Below are 12,264 nucleotides of genomic sequence, written 5' to 3' on the forward strand. Positions count from 1 at the left end.
CGGTCGCCGAGGAGTGCATCCGCGACCTGGACAAGTACGAGGACGAAGACGACTCATAGGTGATGGTGGCCTGACGGGGCCTCTATGGGTTTGGTCCAGGAACCCGGTCTGCCTCGTGAGGGTGTGGCGGGCAGGATGGCGGGGTGGCTGATCTGCTGTGGGATGACGTCAACGGTTTCTTTGACCCCGATCTGATGGGGCCGTTGCCGGACGTGCTTGTTCCCGAGACCTCGTTGGGGACTGGCAGGCGGTCCTCGATCTCGGCGGTCGATCAGGTGGTTCTGTTGGCGGAACCGCTGGTCGGATGACCGCTGCCGTTGGCCGTGGTTCGTGGAAGGCATGGCCTGATCGTGGACGACCACACCGTGCCCGACGTCCTCGCGGTTTCGGCGCGCGAACTGATCGACGAGCGGTGCCGGCGCCTCCTGCCCCGCGACGCGGCAGGGAACGCCTGATGGGCCTGCTCTTCAACCTCGGTCCCCAGCCTTGCTGGGGTACGTCGAAGACCGGATGTCAGCCCTTGATCCGGCTTGCCAGGAGGGTGCCCCCGGTCGCCAGGACGAGACCGCCCAGGGTGAGCGGGCCGAGGTGTTGGTGGAGCAGCAGGGCCGCGAACCCGGCCGTGACCATGGGGACGAGATAGAAGAGGCTGCTTACCTGGATGGTGCCGTGGTGCTGGAGCAGGTGGTACAACAGCCCCACCCCGACGATGGAGTTGATGAGCGCTGCCCAGAGCAGCACCGGCCAGTACCCGGCGGTGAAGGTGACGTCGAAGCCCTCCCGCAGGAGGGCGGGGACGAGAGTTGCGGCGGCTGCGGTCAGCAGTTGGACGGCGTTGCCGGTGACCGAGTCCATCCCATGGCAGTGGCGCTTCTGCCAGATCGTGCCGACGGAGATGCCGAGCAGGCCGAGGAAGAGGAAGGCGAGCCCGCCGAGATGGCCTTCGCCGACGTGGAGCCCGTCCCGGACGGCGAGGACGACCCCGCCGAGCCCCAGTGCGAGGCCGAGCATCTGTCCCTTGGTGACGCGTTCGTTCAGTACGGGCACGGCGATCAGGGAGACGGCCAGCGGGTAGAGGGCGATGATCAGGGCCGCGACCCCGGACGGGACGCCGAGGTCCATGCCGGCGTAGATGCTGGAGAACTGCACGCCCTGGATCAGTACGCCCGCGATCATGAGACGGCCCAACAGCCGCCCTCGCGGCAGTTCCTTGCGCAGGATCAGGGCGATCGCGAGCAGGAGGCCACCCGCTATCGCGAACCGCAGACAGGCGAAGGTGAATGGCGCGGCATGCCGCAGTCCGAGCTTTCCCGAGATGAATCCGGAGCTCCAGACCACGACAAGGGCGGTACGGGCTAACATGCCGCCCCGCGCCGGACGGGCGTCGCCGCCCGGCCGGGGGATCGCTGACCGGGTTTCCCTCAGGCCCACGTTCATGGCACCTCCTGATCTCGTGTGGAGTGTGGTTGGCCCCTTGATGTGTGTATCTAAAAGTGCACGATAGTGCGAGATATCGTCTCGCAGGGGAGTGCGGGGGCGAGCTGCAGGAACCTGCAGCTCGGAGGTTCGGCCTTGCCCTGACGTTGCCAACGTGGCCGGTTGCCCTGTCGTTGACCGCACCCCTAACGCATCTTACGATATGACGCACGTCTGTGCTCTATTTAGTACGCTCTCGCCCTGGGGCATTTGCTCGGCGGGGCAGGTCAGGCAGTGGTGGATCTTCACCAGAGACAGGAGGGGGCCAGATGAACGTGAACTTTCTTGAACGCAAGCCCTACTGCTCAGGAGAGTTGGAGGACCAGGAAGAGCTCTATCAGCTCGCGGTGCGCACCCAAGTGCTGCGGCCCGAGTCGGCCGCGGCCCAGCTCGGCTGGAGCGCCGAACGTACGGCACGGGCGGTGCGGCTGCTCTCGGAGGCCATGCTGCTCCAGCCCCTGCCCGGGGCAGAGGACGCGTTCCTCCCGGTCACGCCCCGGGCGGCGGCCTTCCACCGGCTCGCCCCCCTGCAACAGCAGATCGAGCGCATGGAGCGGCGCTCGCAGGAGATCCAGGCCGAGCTCGTCGGCTTCCACCGGGCGCACGAGGAGGCCCTGCGGGACGTCTCGAGCAGTGAGGCGCTGCGGATTCTCGTCGGGGAGAGGCCCCTCCACGAGGAGATCGCCTCTGCCCTGGAGCGGTGCACCGGCGAGGTGATGCTTGCCCGGCCCGGCACCGGCTGGTGGGCAGGGCTCGCGCAGCTGCACACCGAGGAGGCGGCCGGAGTGCTCCGGAAGCGCGACGTGGCGGTGCGCGTCATCCACCAGCACGCCGCGCGCTTCGACCCCGCGACCCGGCAGCATGTGGCGGCCCTCGCCGAAGACCGGAGCTCGGCACGCACCCTGGCCGGTCCCTTCGAGGGGGTCATCATCTTCGACCGGCAGCTCGCGATCGTCCCGCTGGAGGACGCCCATCTCGCTGTCGTCGTCCACGAGCCAGGTCTCGTACGCTTCATGGTGGAGGTCTTCGAGCGGACCTGGCGGGCGGCCACGGAGTTCGGGGGGCAGGTCCGTACGACCGAAGTGAGCCGAATGCTCTCCGACGTCCGCGGCACTATCGTCCAACTCCTCGCCGAAGGGCAGACGGACGAGGTGATCGCGCGGCGTATCGGCGTCAGTGTCCGCACCTGCCGCAACCACATCGCCAAGATCTACCAGGAGCTCGGCGCCCGCAGCCGTTTCCAGCTGGGGGTCCTGATCGCCAGGTCGGGTCTCCTGGACCAGTTCCAGAACGGTACGCAGGCTCCGCCCGATTCCGCGACGCTCTCCATCACAGGAACCTAGGAAGTGCATATGGCCACCCCCGACCACTCCTCCACGCCCTCCGCGGCGGACCGGCCCCCGGAGCACGGCTACCCACGTCCGGGCGAGGTCCTGCGCCGGCTCCGTAACCAGCGGGGCATGTCGTTGCGGCAGGTCTCCGCGGAGTGCGGGCTGTCGGTGTCGTTCCTGGCGGCACTGGAGCGGGGCGAGACCGACATTGCCCTGGAGCGGCTCAGCCGCCTGGCCTGGGTGTTCGGCCACGACGTGGGGTCCTTCCTCGGGTTCTCACGGGGACGTGCCACGCCCTCGGTCTTCCCGCTCCAGTCCCAGGAGCGGCTGGAGCGGGCGCCGGGTGTCACGTACCACGTCCTGCGGTCTCCCGAACTCGGATACCAGGTGATCACGGCCGACTTCCAGCCGGGCAGCGGCCTGCGGGAGGAGCTGCAGCACGAGGGGACGGACCTGATCGTCATGACCCGGGGCATCCTGGTGGCCCGCTACAACGGCGTGGACCACGAACTGCGTGCCGGGGACTGTGCCCAGTGGTCGGCCGGCTATCCGCACACCTTCCGCAACGACAGCGCGGAGCCCGCTCAGTTCGTCGGAGTGCTCTTCTCCAGCCTCTACTGAGGCCTCGCCGAGCACCTGCCACGCCCCCCACGGACACAGAGAGGAACCTGTGTTCGGCGTCGATGGCATGCTGGGTGACGGCGGTTCGCCCGCCGTCACCCTCGCAGAGCTCCGCCTGCCGGACGAGGTCCGCGAGCGGCTCGGAAAGCAACTCGCCCCCGCACGCGATCCGTTCGGGAAAATCGACCGAACCTCGGCCCGCTGTCACCAGACCTTCGCACAGCTCCCCCTGGAGCCGCTCCAGCTGCTGCTGGACTTCGGCCGGCACTGCGACGCCTCCGGCGTCGTGCACCTGCGCAAGCTCCCGGTGGACCGGATGCTTCCACTCACCCCCCGGGCGACGGACCGAGCCTCGGGAAGCGGACGTTCACCGCCGAGGGAGTGCTGCTCGGGCTGAGCGGACTCCTCGGTGATCCGGCTGGCTTCCTCTCCGAGTGTGAGGGACTGCCTGCGGGCCGGCCGTGAGAGCGTGGCGTGTACGTACTACGTGGACGACCGCGACATCCTCCGGACGTATGTGCGGCGCAGCCTGTGGGACATCCGGTGCGGCCGTAACTGTCGTACCGCGAGGTGGCATTGCCGGTGGCCGAGCTGAGCAGCGCCGTGCTGTTGCGGTCCTTGTCGCTGACGACGTAGACATCGGCGCCGCAACCCTTGTTGGGCGGCTTGAGGATCCACGGGCGGTCGGGGTCGTTCGACACGTACGAGGTGGGCGGGTGCCCGGGAGGCACGAGGGAGCCGAGGGTGACCTTGGAGTCGAGGAAGAAGAGGGCGCTCGCCCTCATTCGCGAAGGGAACCCGCTGGTTGAGCGTCCACAGCAGCTGGAAGTACTCGGTGCCCGCGTCGGGGTGGGGCCCGGCGAGCACCCACACCAGGTCGAAGTCGTCGGCCGTCCCGTGCGGGGTCTGCGTCGGCGGGAGGGGGCGCCGGGGCGAGCGGGGCGGACAGCCGCGTACGGTCGCACACGAGCGCGGAGCCGTGAGGGGCGAGTGTGTGGACGTTCCCGATATGCACTTCGTGGCCCTCGCGCAGCGGGGCGCTGGGGACGAGCGACGGGTTGTCGAGCTCGAACTCCTCCGCTCCCGACACCAGTACACCGATCTTGCACAGCATGTCAGTCGCCTTCCTCGATGCCTGAGATGCCCTCGACGAGGTTCTCCATGAGCCAGTTCTCGGTCGCCAGCAGCCGCTCCTCCACCTGCTCCGGCCCGTCCCCGCACACGATGGCGAAGCACAGGTGGTGGGCGCTGTGCAGGGTGGTCTCGCCGGGCGCGAGCTTCTCGTTCACCTCGTAGTGCCGCACCCAGGGGAACGGCGGCCTCCCCGGCGCCCGCACCGGGCGGCCCTGGGGCAGTACGGAGACGGAGCCGTGCACCTGGGCCGGCGGGTCCTGGAGCGGGGAAGCCACGGGCAACCCGCAGGAAAGGCGCAGCACGGCGGCATGCAGGTCCACTCCGTAAGTGGCCCGAGTGAGTGCGGGGATCCGGTCGCCACCGACCCGTGAGGCGATCTCGCACAGCACCAGCTGGTCGTCGGGCGTGTGAAAGACCTCCAGATGGAACGCGCTCGCCGGAGGTGTTTCGAAGGCCGCCAGGACCTGGTCGAGGTAGCTTTCGAGGCGGCGGGCGAAGGGGCTGTCCGGGCGCAGCTGCACCGAGCCGTTGTTCTGTCCGGAGAAGACCCCCAGGCAGCTGCGCAGATAGCGGGAGGAGGCCACGAAGCGGTAGGTGTCGGAGAGCACCGCGTCGATGTGGTACATCGGACCCTCGACGAACTCCTCCGCCATCAGGTCCTCCCGCCAGGGCAGCCGGCTGAAGCCGAGGAGGTCGTCCTCGCCACGCAGCACCGTGATGTCGCGGGAGCCGCCCTGTTTCACCGGCTTGACGACGACGGGGTACCCGTACCTCTCGACGAAGTCAGTCAGGTCGGTGAACGTGCCGAGGCGTGCGAAGTTCGGTACGGGCACGGTTCGGCTCGCGGTCTCCTTCATGACGGCCTTGTCACGGAAGGAGAGGGCGCTCGCGGAGGACTGGCCCGAGAGGCCGAGATCCTCCCGGATGCGGGCGGCCCGCTCCAGGTCGTACTCGTTGTTGGTGAGGACGTGGGTGAAGGGCCGCTCGCGCGCCATCCTGCGGATCATGAGCTCCGCGTACGGGACGGACTCGCACTCCGGCACGTACTCGTAGTGGGCCAGCCCCTCCGTGTGTTCCAGGTCATGGTGGCTGAAGACGTGCAGCCGGTCCGTGCACTCGGGGAACATCGCCGGATAGTCCAGCGTGGGGCCGTAGTTGATGACGGCGATGCGCGGGTCCGCGCCGTCGTTCAGGGGGGTCGTCGTGGTCATGGTCGGGTGTCTCTCTTCCGGTGCCGCGGTGGTCGTGAGGGACAGGCGCGTACTCAGTGCAGGCGCCGGGGGTGGCACGGTGGCGGATGGTCCACTGACTGCGGCGTACATACGTCCGCTGGAGCCAGCGGTCCTGGCCGTCGTAGCGTGCGGTGAAGGGGGAACGGGCGTGTAGGTCCTAGCGGTTGTTGATGAGCAGTGGTTGCCCGGGGTGGCGGAAGACCTCATGGGCGACCTCCCGGCAAGCCTCCTGCAGCCTGTCGAGCGTGGCGCGGGCCCGCTCGTTCCGCGCGCGGATCCCGTTGGCGGCCGGCGGGGCAGGACTCGGGGGCGCTGATCATCGGGACCGGGTCGGAGAGCACCTCACCGCCGCCCGCGGCCTCACGCACGTAACTACCGGGGGCGTTCGTCCGGAACAGCGGGCTGCGCGGGATCTCCAGGGTCGCCGGGTCCAGAGCGCGGCGGACGTCCCGGGCGTCGGCGTAGTACGTGCCCCCTTCGTGGTCGCCACGCAGGTAGCTGAGGACGAGAAAGTCCGGGCCTGCCGTTCGAGCAGCTCCGCACTGCGCCGACCGGGCAACGGGCCGCGTACGGACGGTCCTCGGTAGCGTGGGGCGTCCTGCGCGCGCGGGGGCCCGGCAGGCGGACGCGGGGAGACGGGTGGGCGGGGCGTCCGCCGGAGTTGACGGTCACGGGGAGACGGGTGGGCGGGGCGTCCGCCGGAGTTGACGGTCACGGGTGCCGGGATTTCTCCCGGCCGTATGGAGATCTCGAAGTCGTCGACCCCCTTCGATCTCGCGCAGCAGTTCGTGGTCGGCGGTACGTCGGACCCGCTTGCGGGGCGGCGTCAGGCAGAGGCACTTGCCCACCGCCGTGTACGGCGGTAGGTGCGGGCTGACATCCGCGCCGTCCGGCAGCAGGCTGCGCAGGACCGTGCAGATCTCGTCCATGCCCGTGGCCTGCTCGACCATGAGCCAGATCCGCATGCCATCGATCCGGGGCTGCGACTCGATGACCACGGGCCGGCCGTCGGCGGCGATCTTGACCTCGGTGTGGGTGAGCCCCCAGCCGTGCCCGAGCGCGTCGAGGAAGGCCAGGACCGTACGGCACATCTCTGGGACGGGCGCGTCGTACGGGGGCGGCGGTGGTACGGAGATCTCTGCGATCGTCAGATCCGGATGGGGGAGAGTCGGCCGCGCGTGGAACTCCCGGAGCCCGGCGGGGTCCGGAACCCGCGCCCAGGCAAGCGTGAGCCCGGGGTGGTCGGCGAGCATCCCGCGCATCAGTTCCTTGTAGTGGGTGGCCGCCACCGTGTTCAGGGAGAGCCCGCGGATGCCGAGGGCATCGGCGACGACGGCTGAGCTCTCGGTGCCGAACTCCCCGAAGGAGACGGCGGCATGCAGCGGTTCTGCCTCGTGGCTACGGCGGGCGGCTGCCAGTACGGCGGCGGTCTGGCCGGCCGGTGTCTCGTGCACGAACCGGCAGCGCGTGAGGATCTCGCGGTCCTGCGCGGAGGACTCGGTCGTGTCCCCGATGAAGCTCACTTCGAAGCCGAGTGCGAGCGCCGCCTCCGGCACCCCGGCCCAGCCGCTGAGGACGAGGAGGTGGAGCGGGTGCTCAGACACCGTCGTCATCCGCCATCCGTATTCGCACCTCACCGGCGGCGGAGAGCGCGTTCTGCAGTGCGGTCTCGCTGGTGGCGCCGGTGGCGAGCACCATGGCGACGCAGCCGTCCTGGTTCGTGACCGTCCGTACGTCCGTGCCCGGCGGCAACGAAGCGTAGAGGGCGGGCTCGCCCGGATGCCCGTAGAACGCCTCCAGCCCCTCGCAGCCCAGGTAGAGGCCTGTGCGCGGGGGATAGAGCAGTACGTGGGAGACGCCGCGGCGGGGAGTCAGGGGGGCGTCGAGCAGGGCGGGACGACGGCGCAGGGCGAGGTCGAGGAAGGATGCGTAGAGGTTGATGTAGATCGCCCGTGAGATCGCCTCGCCGACCAGGGCACCGCCGAGCCGGGGATTGATCTCGACGACCTCGAAGCCGTCGTCCCCCAGGATGAACTCGGTGTGGGCGAAGCCCTCCTCGTACTCCACGGCCTTGAGTACCCGTTCGATCCACTGCGCGAGCTTGTCGGCCGGTCCGTCGGGCAGCTGCACGGGGAAGCTCAGCGCCTCCTCCCGGAAGGACGGGGGTGCGGACATGATGCGGCTGTTGAGACCGATCACCCGGGTCTGCCCCTGCCAGGTGAGAGTCTCGACGCTGTAGAGCGGCCCCAGGAAGTACGGCTCGGCGGTCGGCGTCCCGCGCAGCGTACGGGTCCGCATCTCATCGAGGACACGGGTGAGTTCGTCGCGCGTGCGGGCCAACCAGACGTACTCGCTCGAGGTGCCGGAGCTGTCCTTGACGATCAGGGGGAGGCCGACCCGGGAGGCCAGGGTGGCGGCGTCGTCCGTCGCGGTGACCGCGGAGCCGGCGGAGCGGGAGAGCCCGTGCTGGTACAGCCGCCGACGCAGCCGGGCCTTGTCACGGACCAGACGCACGCCCTCGGGCGCCTGTCCCGGCAGCCCGAGCTCCTCACGGGCGGCGAGCGCGACCAGGCTCCAGGTGTCGGTGGTGCTGAGCAGTCCCGCCAGGTCGCCGATCTCCCGCGCTGATGCAACGACCTGCCGCACGCTGTGGGTGTCCACGTCGTGCACCACCAGGTGCGGGCTGTGCAGCCGAGAGAGCTCGTGCGCGTACTCCCGGCGGTCTTCGGTCAGGAGGTGGACGGTGAGTCCCTCCTCCTCGGCGGCGGCCACCAGCCGGCCCAGGCCGAACTGGAGCCATTCGAGAGCGATGAGATTGTGTCCGGGGGGCGCGGGAAGCGAAGTGCTCACAGCAGGACCTCCTCGTTGTGCGACGGGGTGGGTGTGGTGCCGGGTACGGAGGCGAACACCGCTTCGAGCGCCGAATAGAGCTTCATCATTTCGAAGCGCAGTACGTAGACGTTGCGGTCCAGCCGGACCACATCAGGCTCTTTCATCGCGTCCGCGATGTGATCGAGCACGGCACCATCCTGTTCTGTGAAAGAGACCGCTCGAACGTGAGAGGAGGTATTCGCGAGGGGCGGTGCGCGGTCCCGGTGATGAGGAAGCAGATGTCCTTGTCGGTGAGCCCGTGAGCCCGTGAGCCCGTGAGCCCGTGGGCGTTGGCGTTGGCGATGTGCAGGGCCGGCGGCTGGGAGCCGGCGGCGTGGGCGAGCAGGGTCGGCACGATCCACTCGAAGTCGCTCTCCCGCGGTTGCGGGTCTTCCTGGAGCACCGACTCGGGGGAGTAGGCGTCGGAGGAGGCCGCCGTGTACACCAGCCCGTGTTCGCCGTGCGCGGCCAGGCGTTCCCACTCCGTGCGGCTGGGCGCCCACACCGTGGACTGCGGGGTGCCGCCGCGGTGGGAGCGGACCCTCCAGATATGTGGGAGAGCAGGCCGTCCGCGCGCTTGGCGGCGTAACGGCGCATGAAGTTCTCGAACTCCCTCAGCCGGTCGCGGTGCAGACACATCGTGGGAAGCGCCGATGCGCCCTCGCCGGCGCACCACATGTCCAGTCGGTCCAGGTCGACGCGCGTGAAATCGGAGAAGTCCACATCGCCGAAACCGTGGCTGTGCACTTCGACCGGCCTCATTCCGCGCTCGTCGAGCGGGAAAGCGGCGGGGCGTGGGTGGTGGGCATGGATTCCATGCTGGTTTCGCTCCCTTTTTCGGGGAACCTGTCCGTGCTTTTCCCGGTACGGGTTCTCCGCGATGAGATGTGGAACTCCGTTGATTCTGAGGCGCTGTTGAGCCGGTCACCAGTGGATGCATCGATCACCTACCTGCATTGCAGGAAGCTGAGGGCGCGGTGGGAAGCGGGTCGTGCCCAGGACCTGTGTGCCGGACGAGCTGCTGATCTCCGAGTGCCGACGGCTCGCCCCCGACCTCGTCGTCAGCACCGTCATTGGCCACGGGGTCGCGGACGGCGGCGGCTGATCCGCCGACTGCGCACGCAGGAGGTCATGCAGCGGCTGCCGTTGATCACCGGGGCACGTTCGGCACCAGGGCGGCGGCAGCGGGCACGTACGCGCCGGAGCTCCTCGCCGCCGGGTTCACCGCCGTCTTCCGAGGACGGCTCAGGGATACGGGATTTCTGCCACTACGTCGGCACCGTGGCGATGGACGTCTCGTTCGCGGCGGACAGCCGGTGAGCGGCCCGGAGGACACCACCGTGTTCAGGCGCGAGCGCGAGATCGACCAGCGTCCGCACTGGCCCGTCCGCACACGACAACGCGTCGCATGGCCACGCCCACCACGTCGACAGAAGCACGGTGGTGCAACACTTCCGTCTGCCGCTAACGGGCTGTGGTGGCCTTGAGCCAGTCGTCGACGGTGAGGACGTCCGCCCACTGCGGGAACAGCTTCTCGGTGAGGAACCGGTGAACCTCGGCGTCGGTGTCCAGGCAGGCGTCGGCGAGGACGGTGAGGTCGAAGTCCAGGTCGTTGGCCTGGCAGAGGGTGTGCAGCACCACGGCGCTGGTGGCGATGCCGGTGAGGACGAGGCTGTCGATGCCGTGTGCCCTGAGCACCACGTCGAGGTCGCTGCCCGAGAACGCGCTCGCCCGTCTTTTGGTGACTACCACCTCGCCCGGCCGGGGCGCGATATCGGGGTGGATTTCGGTGCCGGGGTCGCCCTCGACATGGAGCCCGGCTCGCGCGACTGCGGTGAGTGCCCTGTTGCGCGGGCCGACCTCCGGAAAGCCCGGACGCAATGCGATGACGACGTAGATGACAGGAATGTCTGCCGTCCGGGCACCATCGATCGCCCTGCGCAGGCGCGGCAGGTATCCGGAGCCGTCGTCGGCAATGTCCACGACGGTTCGCTGGACGTCCATCACGAGAAGGGCGCTGCTCATACGGTCTCCAGGAACGATGCCAGTTCGGTGCTGAAGGGGGCCGGTTGCTCCATGTACGGGTAGTGCGCGGCTGCCGACACCGTGGCAGTGTGCCTGCCGGGGACGAGTTTCGCCAGGGGGTCTGCCATGGCGAGGCGGTCCGGTGCGTCCAGAGCACCGTTGATCGCGTACACGGGGACGGCGATACCGGACACGCGCTCCCAAGTGGCCGTGACCGATAGCCGATGGTCCGCTTTGACGGGTGTGGGCTCGCCGAGCGTGCCGAGTGCCATTTGCCGCACCCGTCGCATCAGGTCGGCACCGATGTCGGCCAGTTCGCGGTGCGGGCAGGCGGTGAACCGCTGGAACGCGTCGACCCAGCCGGCCGCGTCGTCTGTGGCCAGCGCCTGCCCCTGGGCGGAAACGACATCCAGCATCCCGCGGCAGATCCAGGCCTCATACGTACCACCCACAGGACTCCGGCGGGTACACGGCCCGCAAGGCACTCACTTCCATGTTTCGCCGGCGGGTCAGCGACTGAGGCGCCCACGGGTGAACACGCACCGTCGATGCCGGATCGGACACCCACGCCGATGCGATCAGGGCCAAGCCTCGTCCGGCATCCGGGACGGTCCAGCTGCACAGGGTGCGGAAAACGCCCAGCCGCGCACGGTCTCGTGTGAGCTGTGCAGCAGGAAACTGCAGGCCTCGCCGAGGGACCAGCGATTTCACCTATCCGGTTCCCGACCGGGCCCTTGGCATAGGAGACTCGGGTCAGCAGAACGAAGGAGAGATCCGTGACGGCTCAGCCCGAGCACTCCGCAGACCCCCGGGTCACCGCTGTCCCGCACACCATCAATGGGATCGGTGACGCATTGACCGGTGCCGAGCGCGCCCGCTTCTACACAGAGGTCCTGGCCGCCGAGGAGAACGAGGTGCCGGCCGCGATGCGCCGCTGGTGGAAAGTGGCGATGCTGCACGGTGCCCCCGCAGCCGCTCAGAGCCGGGCCAATGCCGCAGCTGGCAGCTCACTCGTCTCCGTCGAGGAGCTGCTCGTGGACGGGCCTCGGTGAGCTGGACCGTCTGGGCGGAGGAGATTCCGGCACGGACCGTGCTCGACATGCCCGTCGATCTCCGCAGGAAGACAACGAACTTCCTGCGCGCCCTGGCCATCGAGGCCGGTGGTGCGATCGATCTCGACAGACAGCCGCCCGGCGACGCGATGGACGACCTTGAGGTCCGGTACTCCCTCGAAATCCCGGGCGAGCCAGTCATCATCGAGTACATGATCATGCGGGATGCCAAGGAGATACGTGTCCCGGTTCTGGTCTGGTTCCACTGAGAGACGGGCCGGACGGAACCAGCACCCCCGGACGCAGGTGTACTTCACCGAGGGGCGAAGATACTGCCGCAAGTGGCAACTCTCGCAAGGGAGTCCGAGTCTGCATTTGCGGTTGGGGGATGCAGCCGACGTCCCTGCCTGGGAGGTCGGGCCGACCGACCCTTTGCGCCTGCGGGGTGTCGAAGTCCGCGCTACGGCGTGGCGATCGGGATGGGGCCTCCGTCGACGGATCGAACGGAGAGTCCTGTGCGTA

The 12,264-nt window shown here is 68.8% G+C and carries 14 protein-coding genes; 6 read left to right on the top strand and 8 right to left on the bottom strand.

The window, feature by feature from the left end; translation table 11 throughout:
* The first annotated feature begins 143 nt into the window (after nucleotides 1-143).
* Entirely contained in the window at nucleotides 144-308 is a 165-nt protein-coding gene (locus tag OG611_RS39285; protein WP_266431482.1) for a hypothetical protein, read from the top strand.
* Between the two features lie 205 nt (nucleotides 309-513).
* Here the strand turns inward: OG611_RS39285 and OG611_RS39290 are convergent, their stop codons facing one another.
* Nucleotides 514-1,338 carry a DMT family transporter gene (locus OG611_RS39290; RefSeq protein WP_266431250.1) on the bottom strand — a complete coding sequence of 275 codons (825 nt, stop codon included), beginning with the start codon at nucleotides 1,336-1,338 and terminating at the stop codon, nucleotides 514-516.
* A 407-nt stretch (nucleotides 1,339-1,745) separates the two neighbouring features.
* Here OG611_RS39290 and OG611_RS39295 point away from each other — a divergent pair, with 407 nt between their 5' ends.
* The 3 genes from OG611_RS39295 to OG611_RS39305 are packed head-to-tail and all read left to right on the top strand — an operon-like array spanning nucleotide 1,746 to nucleotide 3,825.
* Nucleotides 1,746-2,819, top strand: coding sequence for a LuxR C-terminal-related transcriptional regulator (locus OG611_RS39295; RefSeq protein WP_266431252.1), 1,074 nt, complete (start codon nucleotides 1,746-1,748; stop codon nucleotides 2,817-2,819).
* Between the two features lie 9 nt (nucleotides 2,820-2,828).
* Nucleotides 2,829-3,428 carry a cupin domain-containing protein gene (locus OG611_RS39300; protein WP_266431254.1) on the top strand — a complete coding sequence of 200 codons (600 nt, stop codon included), beginning with the start codon at nucleotides 2,829-2,831 and terminating at the stop codon, nucleotides 3,426-3,428.
* A gap of 49 nt (nucleotides 3,429-3,477) precedes the next feature.
* Nucleotides 3,478-3,825, top strand: a complete 348-nt coding sequence (locus tag OG611_RS39305) for a hypothetical protein (RefSeq protein WP_266431255.1) — start codon at nucleotides 3,478-3,480, stop codon at nucleotides 3,823-3,825.
* 718 nt (nucleotides 3,826-4,543) lie between these two features.
* On the opposite strand, the gene OG611_RS39310 is transcribed toward OG611_RS39305, so the two are convergent.
* The 7 genes from OG611_RS39310 to OG611_RS39340 form a co-directional block, all read right to left on the bottom strand.
* A complete protein-coding gene (locus tag OG611_RS39310) occupies nucleotides 4,544-5,773 on the bottom strand; it encodes an acetyl-CoA carboxylase biotin carboxylase subunit family protein (RefSeq protein WP_266431257.1) in 1,230 nt (409 codons plus the stop codon).
* A gap of 689 nt (nucleotides 5,774-6,462) precedes the next feature.
* Complete coding sequence (locus OG611_RS39315; protein WP_266431259.1) at nucleotides 6,463-7,407, bottom strand: hypothetical protein; 945 nt, start codon at nucleotides 7,405-7,407, stop codon at nucleotides 6,463-6,465.
* Nucleotides 7,391-8,644, bottom strand: coding sequence for an ATP-grasp domain-containing protein (locus OG611_RS39320; protein ID WP_266431261.1), 1,254 nt, complete (start codon nucleotides 8,642-8,644; stop codon nucleotides 7,391-7,393). Before OG611_RS39320 ends, OG611_RS39315 begins: the two co-directional genes overlap by 17 nt.
* Entirely contained in the window at nucleotides 8,641-8,814 is a 174-nt protein-coding gene (locus OG611_RS39325) for a hypothetical protein (RefSeq protein WP_266431263.1), read from the bottom strand. Before OG611_RS39325 ends, OG611_RS39320 begins: the two co-directional genes overlap by 4 nt.
* Entirely contained in the window at nucleotides 8,787-9,170 is a 384-nt protein-coding gene (locus OG611_RS39330; RefSeq protein WP_266431264.1) for a hypothetical protein, read from the bottom strand. The genes OG611_RS39325 and OG611_RS39330 overlap by 28 nt, the downstream gene beginning before the upstream one ends.
* A gap of 959 nt (nucleotides 9,171-10,129) precedes the next feature.
* The gene (locus OG611_RS39335) at nucleotides 10,130-10,690 is read right to left on the bottom strand and encodes a cysteine hydrolase family protein (RefSeq protein WP_266431266.1); all 561 of its coding nucleotides are present in this window, start codon (nucleotides 10,688-10,690) and stop codon (nucleotides 10,130-10,132) included.
* Nucleotides 10,687-11,106 (bottom strand): alpha/beta fold hydrolase, encoded by a 420-nt coding sequence (locus tag OG611_RS39340; RefSeq protein WP_266431268.1) that lies wholly within the window; start codon nucleotides 11,104-11,106, stop codon nucleotides 10,687-10,689. Before OG611_RS39340 ends, OG611_RS39335 begins: the two co-directional genes overlap by 4 nt.
* 360 nt (nucleotides 11,107-11,466) lie before the next feature.
* Between OG611_RS39340 and OG611_RS39345 the strand changes: the two genes are divergently transcribed.
* Both OG611_RS39345 and OG611_RS39350 read left to right on the top strand, forming a co-directional pair.
* A complete protein-coding gene (locus tag OG611_RS39345; protein WP_266431270.1) occupies nucleotides 11,467-11,742 on the top strand; it encodes a hypothetical protein in 276 nt (91 codons plus the stop codon).
* Nucleotides 11,739-12,011 carry a hypothetical protein gene (locus tag OG611_RS39350; RefSeq protein WP_266431272.1) on the top strand — a complete coding sequence of 91 codons (273 nt, stop codon included), beginning with the start codon at nucleotides 11,739-11,741 and terminating at the stop codon, nucleotides 12,009-12,011. Before OG611_RS39345 ends, OG611_RS39350 begins: the two co-directional genes overlap by 4 nt.
* Nucleotides 12,012-12,264 lie beyond the last annotated feature (253 nt).

Source organism: Streptomyces sp. NBC_01363, from assembly GCF_026340595.1.
Taxonomy (GTDB): domain Bacteria; phylum Actinomycetota; class Actinomycetes; order Streptomycetales; family Streptomycetaceae; genus Streptomyces.